13 protein-coding genes are annotated in these 13,849 nt (G+C 64.9%); 5 read left to right on the top strand and 8 right to left on the bottom strand.

Going from position 1 to position 13,849, the window contains the following annotated elements; translation table 11 throughout:
- Positions 1-390: 390 nt before the first annotated feature.
- From K8Z49_RS35620 to K8Z49_RS35635, 4 genes are all read right to left on the bottom strand, one after another.
- Positions 391-1,122 (bottom strand): PaeR7I family type II restriction endonuclease, encoded by a 732-nt coding sequence (locus K8Z49_RS35620; protein ID WP_412516234.1) that lies wholly within the window; start codon positions 1,120-1,122, stop codon positions 391-393.
- A 10-nt stretch (positions 1,123-1,132) separates the two neighbouring features.
- Positions 1,133-2,809 (bottom strand): Eco57I restriction-modification methylase domain-containing protein, encoded by a 1,677-nt coding sequence (locus K8Z49_RS35625; RefSeq protein WP_412516235.1) that lies wholly within the window; start codon positions 2,807-2,809, stop codon positions 1,133-1,135.
- Positions 2,810-2,940: 131 nt separating this feature from the next.
- Entirely contained in the window at positions 2,941-3,132 is a 192-nt protein-coding gene (locus K8Z49_RS35630) for a hypothetical protein (RefSeq protein ID WP_412516236.1), read from the bottom strand.
- Positions 3,133-3,382: 250 nt separating this feature from the next.
- On the bottom strand, positions 3,383-4,309 hold the full coding sequence (locus tag K8Z49_RS35635) for a restriction endonuclease (RefSeq protein WP_412516237.1): 927 nt from the start codon (positions 4,307-4,309) through the stop codon (positions 3,383-3,385).
- Between the two features lie 2,154 nt (positions 4,310-6,463).
- On the opposite strand from K8Z49_RS35635, the gene K8Z49_RS35640 reads away from it, so the two are divergent.
- A complete protein-coding gene (locus K8Z49_RS35640; RefSeq protein WP_412516238.1) occupies positions 6,464-6,940 on the top strand; it encodes a hypothetical protein in 477 nt (158 codons plus the stop codon).
- A 144-nt stretch (positions 6,941-7,084) separates the two neighbouring features.
- Here K8Z49_RS35640 and K8Z49_RS35645 read toward each other — a convergent pair whose 3' ends face one another.
- Positions 7,085-7,372 carry a DUF6247 family protein gene (locus K8Z49_RS35645; protein ID WP_412516239.1) on the bottom strand — a complete coding sequence of 96 codons (288 nt, stop codon included), beginning with the start codon at positions 7,370-7,372 and terminating at the stop codon, positions 7,085-7,087.
- Positions 7,373-8,514: 1,142 nt separating this feature from the next.
- Here K8Z49_RS35645 and K8Z49_RS35650 point away from each other — a divergent pair.
- A complete protein-coding gene (locus tag K8Z49_RS35650; RefSeq protein WP_111833608.1) occupies positions 8,515-9,168 on the top strand; it encodes a helix-hairpin-helix domain-containing protein in 654 nt (217 codons plus the stop codon).
- Between the two features lie 131 nt (positions 9,169-9,299).
- Here the strand turns inward: K8Z49_RS35650 and K8Z49_RS35655 are convergent, their stop codons facing one another.
- Positions 9,300-9,698 carry a winged helix-turn-helix transcriptional regulator gene (locus K8Z49_RS35655; RefSeq protein ID WP_111833609.1) on the bottom strand — a complete coding sequence of 133 codons (399 nt, stop codon included), beginning with the start codon at positions 9,696-9,698 and terminating at the stop codon, positions 9,300-9,302.
- A 100-nt stretch (positions 9,699-9,798) separates the two neighbouring features.
- Between K8Z49_RS35655 and K8Z49_RS35660 the strand changes: the two genes are divergently transcribed.
- Positions 9,799-10,767, top strand: coding sequence for a zinc-dependent alcohol dehydrogenase family protein (locus tag K8Z49_RS35660; RefSeq protein ID WP_412516240.1), 969 nt, complete (start codon positions 9,799-9,801; stop codon positions 10,765-10,767).
- On the opposite strand, the gene K8Z49_RS35665 is transcribed toward K8Z49_RS35660, so the two are convergent.
- Positions 10,757-10,990 (bottom strand): hypothetical protein, encoded by a 234-nt coding sequence (locus tag K8Z49_RS35665; protein WP_412516241.1) that lies wholly within the window; start codon positions 10,988-10,990, stop codon positions 10,757-10,759. The genes K8Z49_RS35660 and K8Z49_RS35665 overlap by 11 nt on opposite strands.
- A 70-nt stretch (positions 10,991-11,060) precedes the next feature.
- The gene (locus K8Z49_RS35670; RefSeq protein WP_412516242.1) at positions 11,061-11,996 is read right to left on the bottom strand and encodes an AraC family transcriptional regulator; all 936 of its coding nucleotides are present in this window, start codon (positions 11,994-11,996) and stop codon (positions 11,061-11,063) included.
- Positions 11,997-12,076: 80 nt separating this feature from the next.
- Between K8Z49_RS35670 and K8Z49_RS35675 the strand changes: the two genes are divergently transcribed.
- Both K8Z49_RS35675 and K8Z49_RS35680 read left to right on the top strand, forming a co-directional pair.
- A complete protein-coding gene (locus K8Z49_RS35675) occupies positions 12,077-12,922 on the top strand; it encodes an NAD(P)H-binding protein (protein ID WP_412516243.1) in 846 nt (281 codons plus the stop codon).
- Between the two features lie 396 nt (positions 12,923-13,318).
- Positions 13,319-13,831, top strand: coding sequence for a hypothetical protein (locus tag K8Z49_RS35680; protein ID WP_024936441.1), 513 nt, complete (start codon positions 13,319-13,321; stop codon positions 13,829-13,831).
- Positions 13,832-13,849 lie beyond the last annotated feature (18 nt).

The raw sequence follows: 13,849 nt of genomic DNA on the forward strand, positions 1-13,849 counted from the left end.
ACCCGTGACACGCATGAACATCGACCGTGACCCACCCCGGCCGGACGAGCGCGAATGGGGAACCCCGTGGTTCCCCACACCCCTCCTGGACCCGGAACACACGATCGCGCGCAACGCCCCGTCACACCTGACGATCGTTCGCGCGATCGTGCGCCCCGCAACGAGCATCCGCCCCTCGCCGGCACCCCAAACCAGCTAACGCAACTGCATTGGCTTCGCAGCCCCCAGCCCCCGCGAGCCGGGGCACTCATTCGCGCGAGACGGTCTGTCACACCTTACGCGCCGTTCGCGCGAACGAGCGCCCCGGACCGGTCAGCGCGTGGCAGACGGAGCAGTAGGGTTAGGCATCGACAGGACCGATTTTTTCTCGCAGTCGGCAACTTAGTTAGCCTATTCGTTGAACGGAAATCCCAACTCTCTGAGATAGATGAGCCGGGCGCGTATTGCGGCAGAAAAGTGCCTCCAGTCGAGGCTTTCGGCCAGTTCATTCGGCTGTGGGTTTGCCTCCGACGAGGTGATGTAGCAAACGGCATCGTACAGGCCTTCTGCCATGAGCCGCTCGCAGAATAGCGCGAATCTTGTTTGATACGATCTTCCGTGCCAGATTTCTTCGACAGGCGAAGCGCCCTCTATTACTCGCACGGGAGCGCGGGAACCTGGAGCGTCTTCCATGATGAAGAAGTAGCCAAGCCACGGCTTTTCACCAGGATAGAGGTCAGCGAGTGCGGCTCTCCTGAGGTCCACGGCGCTACCTAGCGCCTCTTCCACTCGGTTATTGTAGTTGTTGCCGAAGGATGGACCGCCGAGCGCCTTGAGTTCGAAGGCTGCAACGAGCGTGCCTCTATGGGACACCACGAGATCCCATTGCTTCTGTGGACGGTAGTAGCCGGGAAGTTCCAGCCGATGTGACTTGGTGACGCGTATATCCTCGGGCGGGTAGCCAGCCTCAAGGAAGAACTTAGCCAGGAGAGCCGCGATGTCGTCGAAGTGCTTGCCGCCACGCACGGAGCCCGCAGTTCCAGTGCCGACAGCATCTTTGATATTGGATAGTGCTCGCTGAGACTTTTTCACGCCCCAGTAAGCGGCAACGGCGTTCTCGAAGTCCTGCCGAGTGACTGTCAATGTTGTTCCTCTAGTCGGGGAGTTCTGCGAGCCCATAGGCGCGCAGGGCCGCTTGCGTCGCCGCCTTGACGTCACGACGTTCGAACGCAGCCGCCAATGCTGTGCCGGTCTCTTCGTCGATATCCGCAGGATCCGGGACACGGATCTTGCGCAGATACTGGGCTTGGAACCGCAGAGTTCCGCCCCGCATCCTGACCGCATACGCCGCCACAAACGCCTCAGCGACGTTGGACAGCAGCAGGCCGCCAAGTACCCGCAAGTCCCAGACATCGGAAACGATGAAGTACAGGTTGTGATGAGGGTACAGGCCGCCCTCATCCAGCACGGGGTGTATGACCTGTTTCATGTCCGGAAGCAACAGCTTGGGACGAGTGTTCAGCCGAGGGTCAACCTTGTCGATCGTCTTGTACCAGCGGTCCGGCTGCTTTACGGCAATGTGACGCTTTCGCAGCACGGTCCCGTGCTGGGCGAGGTAGGCGCGCAGCCGAGGGTAGCCCGCTAGGTCGACGAGCCCACCGGCCGCATTCCACGGATTGACCAGGTACATACCGCCCCAGTCCAGACGCCCGGTCGTCGTATCGCGGACCATGGCGAGGGGAAGCAGGCGGTCTTGCTCTACAAGGTCGGGTTGATCAGTGATGAAGACTTTGTCCGCACCCGTCGCAACGCCGATGCCGACACGCGTTCCCGTGGTCTCGTCCTCCAAGAGCCGGAACCTGTCGCTCAACTCTTCCAGAACGGCCAAGCGCGCCGGGGACGCTGCCGGCCAGGAGTCCTCGCCGGGGAACCAATGCGGCAGGCGCGAAGCCTTGAACCCGGTAGAGGCGACAGCCTCCTGTGTAGGGCCAGCCGTCCATCTAAGAAGGGTCCGAGCCTCAGACTGCCCGAAATCCCGTGTGGTATCAGCAGCGATCGCGGGACCCTGTGCGCCGTTGCGGATGATCGTGATAGCGGGATAGGCGGATACCTGGTCGTGGAACGCATCCACGTCATGCATCACAAGGACCAGGTCCATACTGTAGCGCTGTGTCACCATCTGCCGGAGGCGCCGACCATATTGATTGCGCATCCAGCGGTCAGCGCAGATGAAGCCGAGTTTGCCGCCAGGCTTCAAGCTGCGAAGACCGACCTCATAGAACCCTACGTAGACATCAGCGCGGCCGCCCATCGTTGGACAGGCGGACCGGTAGGCCATCATGCGCTCGTCCGGTACATCCTCAAGCCGGATATAGGGGGGATTGCCGACGACGAAGTCAGCGTCACCGGCATCGTGAGCCGTAAGAAGGTAGTCACCTTGGCACACCCAGCTTTGCACGACGGCGTCAACCTCGCCGTGCTCCCAGCCGTCCGCCGTGAGTCGATCACGGACGAGCGTGAGTGACCGCTTAACGTTCTCGTCCAGGAGATCCAGGGCCCGAATCGACCGGGCCGCATCCGACAGTGAGCGCCCGTGAGCCCGGCACGACTTGCTCAGCCGCTCAACGATTGGCCCCAGGAACGCGCCCTGCCCGCATGCCGGCTCGACCAGCCGTAGCCCAGCAAGATCACGGTCAGCCGTGTAGCCCACAAGGTCGAGGATCAGTTCGACGACCCAGCGGCGAGTGAAGACCTCGGCATGCCGTACCGCCTCCTGCAGCGCCACCGGCAGCGGAGGCTCATCGACGTCGAACAGCGCTTGAGTGACCACTGGCCAGACGATACCCCCAGCACACGAAGCCCGAGGTCACACCATCGCCTTGTGGATATCTTTTGGCGTAGCCGCGAGAGCGTCGACCGAGGGGGCGCCGCGGACTCCGGATTGGGTGATCTTGCTGCGGATCAGTCGATGCGGCGCCGCTTCATCAAGACGAGGAAGAATTCCTCGCCTGACTGGTCGGTCGTCGCTCGCACCATGCTGGCGACCTCCCAGCCGCCAGCGCCGTACTCGTTGAGATGTATGTCGCTGCCGGGCAACGACTTGCGAGAGAACTCCAGCCCCATGTACTCCCACTGCTCAAGTGGATGCGTCATGCCGCGAACGTACGACCCCCTCTCATCTGGATCGAGAGAAGGCAAGCGAGCCGTCACGACGAGGTGACCCAGGACGGTCATGCGGGACAGAGACACTCAGGTGCCCCGTTAACTCCACATAGCCGCGTCTGAGTGCCGTGCCGAATACGGGCCTAAGTTCGAAGTTGCGGCGACGAATGTGCAGGTCAGGGCGATCTGGCGGTGGGATTGTAAATCCGCCGGGGCTGCGGCATCCCGTAGGTTCAGGTTGTCATTCGGTGGTGAAGAAGTCTTCGTCGATCTTCTTGATCGTGACGGTCTGGGCTTCTTGGACACCGCAGTCATAGATGACCATGAGTTCGCCGAGTCGTCGGCCGTCGATCAGGATGATCCGCGAGGGGACCTTCTCGGCGAAGTCGATGGCCCCTGGTGAAAAGCGGGTGGTGGCGATGAAGATGCCTCGGGCGGCTTGGGCTCCTTGGAGGGCGCCGGCGAAGGCTTGGACGTCGGGGCGGTGGACGGTCCGGTCGGCGGCGTAGCGCTTGGCCTGGACGTAGACAACGTCCAGGCCGAGGGGGTCTTGGCGGATCAAGCCGTCCATGCCTTCATCGCCGGGGCCGCCGAGATGGCGCACATCGCCTTCAGGGCCGCCATAGCCCATGCGGGTCAGCAACTTCAGGACACAGTGCTCCAAGAACTCCGGAGGTGCTTGGCGGAGGCGCTCAACGAGTTCGTCAGCGAGAGCGGTGTGAGCCTCAGTTACCAGTTGCGGGATCAGTTCCAAGGGGGACGCGTCTGCCTGCGACAGATCCGCGGCATCGTCCTGCTCGTTGGCCGGCTTGCTGGGCTTGCGGCGTCGGGCGCGGAACTCGCGGTACTCGGCGAACTGGTTCAAGACCTTCATGTCCACCCGGTCCGGGTTCTCCGCCATGGCCTTCTGGCCACGGGTGGTGATCCGGGTGACGCCCCGGCGAGGCCGTTCCAGCAGCCCCGCTTGTGCCATGTGGGTGATGGACCAGGCGATCCGGTTGTTGAACAGCTTCTGCCCACCCGATGGCAGCATCTCTGCACGCTCGTCCGTGCTCAGGGTGAAGTGGTCGGCCATCGCCGCAACGATCGCCGCAGACTCGTGGTCCTCGCCGTCGGCATGCTGTTGCAGCACTGGGCGCATCAAGGTCTGGAAGTCGGGGATTGGCACGGCGCTCCTCGTCAGTCCGGATGAGTTGGCCAGGATCGACAAGGTCGAGCCTTCTCGCTCAGGCAAGCGTTTCTATCTTCAAGCCTGAGCCGAGCAACCGGTCGGAAGTTGCCGCAATCGTCACCTACCTCCATGAAAAGGGTGGTGGGAGTATGCGGCTGCTGTACAGCACGGAAGTACCGCAACAGAGGCTCACGACTGCTGGCACCAACGATCACGTGCATACCGGTCTACCTGCGGTGATGGTGGTGATCTTGGGGCAGCCGGTTTCTTGTAAACAGAAGGCCGAAGACCATGCTCTCGGTCAGCGCAAAGGGCGAAGGGCTTAGCGTCTACCGCCGGCTACCTCTACTTGTCTACGCCCTTCCTCACCGCGGCTCCATATTTGGACTCCCCGAGCTCGAGGTCGTTCGCTGGTCCAGCTCCAGTAGAGCCGCACGGCAACGCAATCGGATAGATGCCACGTGTCGTAACGTCCGGAGGCTTCAGGTACCGCAGCCAGACCACTGATACGTTCGGCCAGTGCGACCCCGAGGTCAGTGGAAACCCAGGGTTCGAGTGCGCTGGGCCAGGGGTCCCAGGACGACACCATGTCCATGACCGCGTGACTCTCGATCAATTGTGGAAGCGAGGCGGCCACCTCGATGAATGGGCCGCCGTTGCTGACTCCGACCCTTCCATCTGTATGAACCAGGAACCGGACCGGGGTCGATACGTGTTCACCGGTCCAGGAGAAGAACCAACCGCGCTCGTCGGCCCATATCCCTTCGTCCAGGGAGAAGTCCCAGCGGCGACAGACGTCCCAACGCTCCCCGCTGACGAGCACCGAGCGCCGCACCTGATAGCGAAGACCGCCGTACCTGGCATCGAAACCCTCGCGCCTGACGACCAGGACTGTCGGCGCAAGGATTACACGTCCGCCCCGGTCATGGACGTCCAGGAAGTCCGTCGGCGTCCTGGACGCCTCTTTCGGTTCCCGCCATCCGGTGCGGGTTAGAAGGCCCTGCGCCCGGTCAGAGAACCCGGCGAGGTCGTCGAGGACATGCACACATGCTTCCTCATCAAGATCAGTTGTGTGCATGGTACCGGCCGACGGGAGGCTTCCCAAGGGGCGCGCGAAGCTGTCTGTCGCAACGTCTCGCCGTTCGCGGGGGCGGACCCTCCGGAACGGCGCGGGTCTGATGCCAGCGCTAACAACGCGGTCGGACGATCTTGGACGGGTGTGGACGGCGCGGGCGGGCGAGCGCTGGTCAGGGGACCCATGGGGACGGCCCTTGACACCGCTGATCCTGCTACGGATCAGACGGCACCATCGTTGCGACGAGGGTTGCTGTGAACGAGGCGGGTCGCTTGAGGCTGGGGTTAAGTTGCTGACGCGCCGCTTCCGGTGCTCGCTTCGCTGCGCTCCGGGTCGGCTTGTCCTCGGACTGATCGGCTTCTCGCCGTGGGATCCCAGGTCGGTGCCTGCTCAACTGGCGCTGGCTGGGCGACCTGCTGACGGGGGAAGTACAGCACGGAAGTACCGCAACGGAGGCTTACGACTGCTGGCATGGACGGCCGGGCGCACACGGTCCCACCTGCGGTGATGGTGACGATCTTGGGGCGGCCGGTTTCTTGTAATTAGACGGTCGACGCCTGGCTGTGTGGAGCTTCACTCCTGTCCATATCTGGCACGTTGTGATTTTTGATCACTATGCAGGGCATCAGGTGAGCATGCGCTCCAGCAGTGACCCACTAGGCAACAAGCAACTCAGCCGCGCTCTCACTCATGAGACGGACCGGATCAGGCAGAAGATGAGCCACCTCAGTGACGATGAACGCTCCAAACTGTGGAACATCCTCTACGACCTCAAACAACTTCACAGGCGCCCGCGTGCCTGTGCTGAGTGCGAGCGGAAGTCCGACAAGTAGGCGTCAGCCCTAATGCGCCATCAGGCCCGCGAAGCGGGAGTCGACAGGGAACTTCACCAACTGTGCGAGCGTGAACCGGAGACTTCGCAGCATCCAGCCCCTGGCCCGGGCCGAAGGCATGCCGACGTGTAGTTGGTGGTCTCGCCGGTCGGGGCCGCGCACCCTCCGGAACGCTGCGGTGGCGACGGTGCCGCCTAACACGGGCTAGATGATAAGGGTGGGCTGCGCAGCTCCATGTATGGCATGCTTTTCCGCGTGGATTGGCTGGCCCCCGCGAGTACCGCCCTCGGTGCGCTGCTTGGTGTTTCCTCGACGTTAGCTGTTGAAAGGCTGCGCTGGAAACGCGGTCATGTAGACAAGGTTCAAGAATCTAAACGGAACCTCTATGTGGAGTATCTTGCAGCCTTGTCGAGAACGCGCGATGAGTTGAGAATTGCAGCGCGGACTTCTGCTATGCCACCACATCGGAGAGCCGAACGTGCGGTAGAAGCATTCAAAGATGGACGAGCTTATGAATTGCGCTATCAGGTTTCCGTTGTAGCTCCATGCGAGATAATTGCTGTTTCTGATTACGCTTTTAGAGTTCTTCGTGAGCTGCGAGATATCGTTGAGAGTGGAGCTTTGCATACCGACGAGCGCTACATAAGACAGCGGGACATCTGGGAAGCGGCCTTCGCCGATCTCCGCGCACGTATCCGTAATGACTTAAGATCAGACTAAATCCTCCGGATCCACCAGTGGCCGGAAGTTGTGCACTCGGAGCAGTCATCTCACTTCGGGAGAGGGCGTCGCCCAATTGCGTGCGAGGAGCTCGAAGTACAGCGCGGGGGAGATCGCCGATCTGGGCGAGCGCCATCCGTGCGCTCAGATCACCCCGGGGATCGTTTCTGTAGCGGCAGTGAAGACGGCCGGGTCGCCTGTGCGTGCCTGCTCTGCTCGGTCGGTGAAGTCTGGGCGGGCGTAAGCGGTAGCTCGCATGTGCCAGAGGCGGAGGACCTCTTGGAGTTGGCGGTAGCGCCAGAGTTCGTGTGCGGCGTCGAGGGCGCTGCGGTAGTCCCGGATGAACCGGTCTCGCTCGTCGTGGGGCAGTCGACGGAGGATGTCCTCGGGATCGAGGGAGCCATGATCGTGATTGAGTGGTTCAGTCATCATGACGCCCCTCCTCAGCACTCGCTGTCCTGCCAGCCCTCATCATGAGTCTACGAGTGTGCCGTCAGGTAGAGGGCGCGAGTTGGGCCTTCGAAGCTGTGGCGCCGCCGGTGGACGGTCGTCGGACAGTCTCCGTCATGGGGCCGGAAAGTACAGCACGGAAGTACCGCAACAGAGGCTTACGACTGCTGACAGCCACGACCACGCGCGCACAGGTCTACCTGCGGAAACGTAGACGATCATGGGCAGGCTGGGTTCTTGTGAACAGAAGGTTAGGGTTCAAGTCCCCTCGCCGGCTCCCAGCTCAAAGGCCCTCGCGATCATCGTGAGGGCCTTTTGCTCCACCGTGGAGCCACTGCGGGAGCCACGGAATCAGCCACCGAACAGGGCGCTGCTCAGCGTTGACGAGTCCCTCTCGTTCTGCCTGCGTGAGTGCTCGCCGCAGAGCGTTCAGCATGTTTCGGGGGGAGTTCGCGGCGTATCCAGCCTCGCGCCTGGCGGATCGACCTCGCAGGCGTCCTGTCACGCTTTTGCCTAGCTCGCCGAGCTATGTGCGGGGATCGGCGTCGGCATCTGGTCCCTATCGTCAGTGCGTCGGCGGTCTTGCGGCTTCACCGACCGCGGCCGGAGGTGTAGAGCGCCTCGGCTGGGTAGCGGTCGGCAGGTCGCGGGGGTGGAGTTTCCACAGGCTGGCATGTTCCCGGCTGCTGCCGGAACGTGTGCGGTCTGAACGACGCCACCGCGCGGGGGCAGCTGTTCGATTTCCTTGCACAGCGGCGTAGTGTCGACCTCGCGTCCGTTCGTCAACACCTCACAACTCCCATGTGTCCCGGGGATTACTTCCTTCTTTCGGCTTTTGTCGCCGTGTCGCCTCTGTCCGTGGCTGTCAGGGAAGGGTGTTGGAGGCAACCCGTCAGGAGATCGAATCTCCTGTCCTCCTGCCGAGCCTCACCAGGCAGAACACCTCAAGGGCGGTAGCCGCACCGGTGCGGTCCTCTGTGTTCAGGTCTCTGACCTTGCCGTTCGACCTACGTGCCCCCCGGGGGCAGGGCACAAGGGCTGGGCGGTCCGTATGTGGCCATCGGCCTGGTGTTACCGGCTCCGGCTCCTCAGCGTCTGATTGATAGGACGAGGAGGAATGAGACATGACAAACGGGGGAAAGGGGCGCACTGTCGCAGGTGTCGCGTGGGCGCTGAGCCCTGTGATCACATTGGGCTTGGGGACGCCGCTCACTTTCGGCTATGCGGCCGTCCGAATGAAGTCCTTGCCGTACATCCTGTCGACGGGCGTCTACTTCGCGCTCTGGGTGACCTTCTTCGCCACGTTTGCAGCCGAGGAGGGTGTTGGTTTCGCCGTTAACTTCATCGCGTTTCTCCTCTTGGCGTTGGGTGGGACCATTCACGCTCTTTTGATCCGACCCCGAGTCTTCGGCGGGTCAGGAGCCCGGAGAAGCGCCTTTGAGAGGGCGCAGGAGGACGCGCGGCAGCGCCGTCAGCTGCGCGCTATGGCGGCCGAGACCGCTCGAAGTGACCCTGAGCTCGCCAGGGAGATGCACATCGGACGTCCTGACCTGCCCCGGACCTACGATGACGGCGGCCTTGTGGACATCAACAATGCCCCGGCCCCGGCTCTGGCCGCCATCCTGGGCCTCACGGCCGAACAGGCGAACATCATCGTCGACGTCCGAAGCCAGACCGGTGGTTTCGTCTCACCCGAGGAGGTCGCCGCGCTGACGGCATTGCCTCCGGAACTCACCCCTCGGTTCGCCGAGTACGGCGTGTTCCTCCCCAAGCAGTAACCATCATGCTTTGCCGGGAGCGCCCCGTCGTCTTTCGATGCCTGGACGGCGCCGGGCGGTGAGGTCCGCCTGCTCAAGCTGCGCCGGCTTTATTGAGGCCGCTCGTCGCGCCGGTTCGGTCGTCCGCAAGTTCACGCGAGTCGTTCTGTCGCTTCCTGGGGAGTCCGAGCGGGAGCGGCGGGTGCCTGCGCCTCCTGGAAGGCGACTATGGCGCCGCCGTAGTCCCTTGCCCAGTTCGTGAGGACCTCGATGGGCTCCACGAGGGTCTGGCCGAGGTCGGTGAGGCTGTACTCGACCCGTCGGGGCGCTTCGGCATGGCGTTCGACCAGACCGTACTGCTGGAGTCGGCGCAGTGTCTGGGTGAGGACCTTGCGCGAGACGCCGCCGATGAGGTCGACGAGTTCGCCGTGCCTGCGCGGCTGCTGGCTAAGCCCGAAGAGCACGAGCACGGCCCATTTGTCGGAGATGATCTCGACCGCGAGTCGTGTGGGGCAGTCGGCGAGGAAGACCGGTCCAGCCGGGTTCTGCATGAAATCGAAGGTACCAGGAGGTAACCGACGGCTCCGTAGCGTCTTCGGCGAGCACGAATTAAGCGCACGATGCGGAGGAGTCACCATGCCACGAGTCGTTGTGTTCGACGAGTTCGGCGGGCCGGAAGTCATGCACGTGGTGGAGGAGCAGGTCGTCGAGCCCGCGGCGGGTGAGGTACGGGTCAGGATCGAAGCGTTCGCCGTCAACCCGCTCGACCAGATGATGCGCTCCGGCAGTTCGCCCGCGATCGTTCCGCTGCCGCACGCTCGCCTCGGCGTCGAAGGGACCGGCGTCATCGATGCGGTGGGCGCCGAGGTCGCCGGGCTGCGGATCGGCGATCCGGTCATCATTGCGGCGATCCCGGACGCGAGCGTAAGGGGTAGCTACGCCGAATACACCACGCTCCCCGCGAGCCGGGTCGTCGCCCGGCCTGCCGGGCTCGTAATCACGGAGGCGGCGGCGATCTGGGTCGCCTACTCGACCGCCTACGGCGCGCTCATCGAGAAGGCGAGGATGCGTCCCGGCGACCACGTCCTCATCACCGCGGCGTCCGGCGGCGTCGGCCGGGCGGCGATGCAGATCGCCAACCAGATCGGCGCCGTGCCCATCGCCATTACCCGGCACACTGCCAAGAAGGACGAGTTGAGCGCAGCCGGTGCGGCCGCGGTCATCGCGACCGACCACATGGACGTTGTCGAAGCCGTCCGCCACCACACCGGCGGGACCGGCGCCGACATCGTCCTCGACGTCGTCATGGGCCCTGGCCAGCAGGATCTCCTGAAGGCGGCCCGCCCCGGCGGAACACTGGTCGCTGCGGGCTTCCTGGACCCTCGGCCCACATCCTTCCCGGCAAGCACGCCGCTCACCATTTTCGGCTACCGGAGCTTCGAGCACACCCTCGACCCCGTAGTGGTGAAGCGCATGGCGGCCTTCTTGAACGCCGGTGTACGCCTCGGTGCGCTGGCACCCGCGATCGACAAGGTGTTCGTCCTTGACGACATCGTCGAGGCGCATCGCCACCTCGAGAACGGTCTCCATGCCGGAAGGAAGATCGTCGTCACGGTTTGACCCGGCGGCCGGGCTCCCCATCCCGACCGCTTGTCCCGGCTGCGGCGCCGCTTCGGCCATCCTCCGGTTCCACCAGGCCCATGGCGAAGGCGAACGTCTCCAGGAACACTCGGTACGCCGGGTCCGTCTCACCCGCCGCCAGGACTGCCAGCTCGTCAGCAACGCGCTGCTTGTCCGCGTCGGAGAGCTGGTTGAGGAGGTAACCGGCGTGCTCCTGCTGCATCCCACCAGGGCTGGGGCTGAGCTGGAAAGGCGCGGGGCTCCCCCGACCCCGATCTATCGAACTCGGGGTCTCATCGGGACCGCCGCGCGCGGTCCCGATGGTCGCTGGGGCGCGTGCCGCGTAGTCGTTTGAACGCCACGCTCAATGCGAAGGCGTTGGCGTAGCCCACCTTCCTTGCGATCGCGTCTACTGTTTGGTCGGTCTCGCGCAGCAGGTCGGCGGCCAGGGCGATCCGCCAGCTCGCGAGGTAGGACATCGGCGGTTCGCCAACCAGCGCGGTGAACCGGCGGGCGAGCGCCGCGCGGGACACGCCCACCTTGGTGGCCAGGTCCGCCACCGTCCACGGGTGGGCGGGGGAGTCGTGCAACAGCCGGAGCGCGGTGCCTGCGACCGGGTCGTCCAGTGCGCGGCACCACGCCGGGGCGTTGGAGTCGGGGCTGTCGAACCAGGTGCGCAGCGCGGAGACCAGCATCAGGTCCAGCAGCCGGTCCAGCACCAGCTGCTGTCCTGGACGGTCTCTGATGACCTCCGTGGCCACCATCTCCACCGGTGGGTTGCGGCTTTGCTCGGCCGGCACCATGAGCACGTCGGGCAGGACCCGTAGCAGCCGGTCGCTGAGTTCTCCCCGACGCTCGAAAGCCCCGCTGACCAGTACGGGCGCCCCGTCGGTGAGCGTTCCACAGGTCCGGGCCGGTCCGGAGGTGTGCTCGACGCCTTCGGCGCCCGGGCAGTAGTCGGCGCTGGTCACCACCAGCGAGGGGGTGGTCGCGGGGTCGTCGGCCACGGTGTAGGGCACATCGCCGCGGACGACGGCGATGTCTCCGACGCCGATGGGCACCGGTTCGTGCTGGTCGGGAACGATCCAGGCATGGCCGTTCAGCATCGTGGCCAGCGTCAGCGGGGCGCCGCCGGCCATCCGCAGAGCCCAGGGCGGTCGCATGATGGTCCGCCGGAAGACCGCGCCGCGCGCTCGTACCTCGGCCAAGAGCTCTGACACCGCGTCCACAGACCCAAGGTAGACGCCTAGACATCGAGCTGAGCTTTCTGGCCATGGAACGTCTCAGAGGTAGCCGATTGGCTGGGGCCATGACTGAACATCCGATCCTGGTCACCGGGGCGACGGGGAAGTCCGGCCGCCGCGTCGTCAACCAGTTGCGGGCCAAGGGCCTACCGGTCCGCGCGGCGGCCCGCAACGGCGAGCACCCCTTCGACTGGACAAACCGCGGCACTTGGGATGCAGCACTTGAGGGCGTGCGCGCCGCCTACATCGTGCAACTGGACGGCACAGAGTTCGTACGCCCCTTCGTCGAGCGGGCGGTGAGGCACGGGGCCCGGCGGATCGTGCTGGCCTCCGGGCGCGGGATCGACCGGCCCGACTACGTCAAGGACAACAACGGCGTCCTGGAAGGCATGCTCGACAGCGAGGCCGCCGTACGCGACAGCGGCCTGGAGTGGACGATCAGCCGGCCGGGCTGGTTCGCGCAGAATTTCAGCGAGGGCTTCTTCGAGGATGCCGTCCGTGCCGGTGAACTGCGGCTGCCCGCCGGCGACGGGGCGGCCGCCTTCGTCGACGCAGAGGACATCGCCGCGGTGGTGGTCGCCGCGCTGACCGAGGACCGGCACGCGGGCCAGATCTATGAGCTGTCCGGCCCTGGGGCGGTGACGCTGACCGAGGCGGTTGCCACGATCTCCGACGCCGCCGGCCGCGAAGTCCGCTACGTGCCGCTCGCCGTCCGGGACTACGTCGCCGAACTCGTCCAGCAGGGGTGGCCGCCCGCGGACGCCGAAAGCTTCGCGGACGTCATCGAGCCCTTGCGGGAGGGAAAGGACGAACACGTCTCCGACGGCGTGCAGCGCGCCCTCGGCCGCCCGCCACGGACCTTCGCCGAGTTCGCCACGTCCACTGGCGCCGCAGGCGGTTGGCAGGTCTGATCGCCTGAACTGAAACGACCGTCGGTCGTCAAGCACCGCCCGGCCTCCAACACCACCGCGGCCCACCCGGATGAACGGCGCCGCCAAGCAGAGATCACGATCGATGCTTTGGCGGCGACGGTCGCCGAGCAGGTGGACGGGCCGACCTGACCCCCGCACCCGGTACACGCCGATGCTGACCTCGGCCGGAGGCGTTGACGTCGCGTGCCGCGGAGATCTCCCCCTGGCGGGGGATGTCGGTGGCGCCGGTGGGGGAGGTGAGGGCCGGGCCTTGCACGCGATCTTCTAGGCATGACTGATTTTGCTGTCGCTTCTCGTAAGCCGTGGTTTCCTCGGTCGCGGGCTGTCTGGGCTGGTGCGCATGCACCTGTCGCCGGGGTGCCGCGTTGGGCGCGGGTGGCTGCGCTGCTCGTGCCGCTCACGGTGTTGCCGTCCAGCCTGTGGCGGATCTCGGCCGTCACCCTGCACTTGCCGATCATGCGGGACGTGGGGCCGGACGCCAGTGGCGACCTGCCGTCGTGGATGCCGCTGGAGCTGTACGTGGTGCTGCTCTCGGTGTTCTCGGAGCTGCTGGCGTTCACCGCCGTCGGGCTCGTCGCGACTTGGGGCGAGGTGTTCCCCCGGTGGATTCCCTTCCTGCGTGGACGTCGGGTGCCGACGCCCGTGGCCGTGGTGCCGGCAGCTCTCGGCGCGACCATCCTGACCGCCTTGTGGACGTGGTCAGCGGTCGCGTTGATGCTCGGACGGAATATGACGGGACGTCCACTGACTGCCGACGATCCTCTCAACGCCGACACCTGGCAGGGGATTCTGGCCATCGTCGCCTACCTGCCGCTGGTTGCTTGGGGTCCTCTCCTCGCCGCCGTCACCGTCGCTTACTACCGGCGTCGGACTCGCGCGAGGCAATGAGCACACCGTGCCGTCACG

Origin of the sequence: Actinomadura madurae (assembly GCF_047130825.1) — a bacterium.
Classification (GTDB): Bacteria; Actinomycetota; Actinomycetes; order Streptosporangiales; family Streptosporangiaceae; genus Spirillospora; species Spirillospora madurae.

What these genes read in the sequence shown, in the direction of transcription:
- K8Z49_RS35630 (WP_412516236.1), bottom strand. Translation starts at nt 3,132, where the DNA reads ATGACGCATCCACTTGAGCAGTGGGAGTACATGGGGCTGGAGTTCTCT.
- K8Z49_RS35640 (WP_412516238.1), top strand. Translation starts at nt 6,464, where the DNA reads ATGCTTTTCCGCGTGGATTGGCTGGCCCCCGCGAGTACCGCCCTCGGT.
- K8Z49_RS35645 (WP_412516239.1), bottom strand. Translation starts at nt 7,372, where the DNA reads ATGATGACTGAACCACTCAATCACGATCATGGCTCCCTCGATCCCGAG.
- K8Z49_RS35650 (WP_111833608.1), top strand. Translation starts at nt 8,515, where the DNA reads ATGACAAACGGGGGAAAGGGGCGCACTGTCGCAGGTGTCGCGTGGGCG.
- K8Z49_RS35655 (WP_111833609.1), bottom strand. Translation starts at nt 9,698, where the DNA reads ATGCAGAACCCGGCTGGACCGGTCTTCCTCGCCGACTGCCCCACACGA.
- K8Z49_RS35665 (WP_412516241.1), bottom strand. Translation starts at nt 10,990, where the DNA reads ATGCAGCAGGAGCACGCCGGTTACCTCCTCAACCAGCTCTCCGACGCG.
- K8Z49_RS35675 (WP_412516243.1), top strand. Translation starts at nt 12,077, where the DNA reads ATGACTGAACATCCGATCCTGGTCACCGGGGCGACGGGGAAGTCCGGC.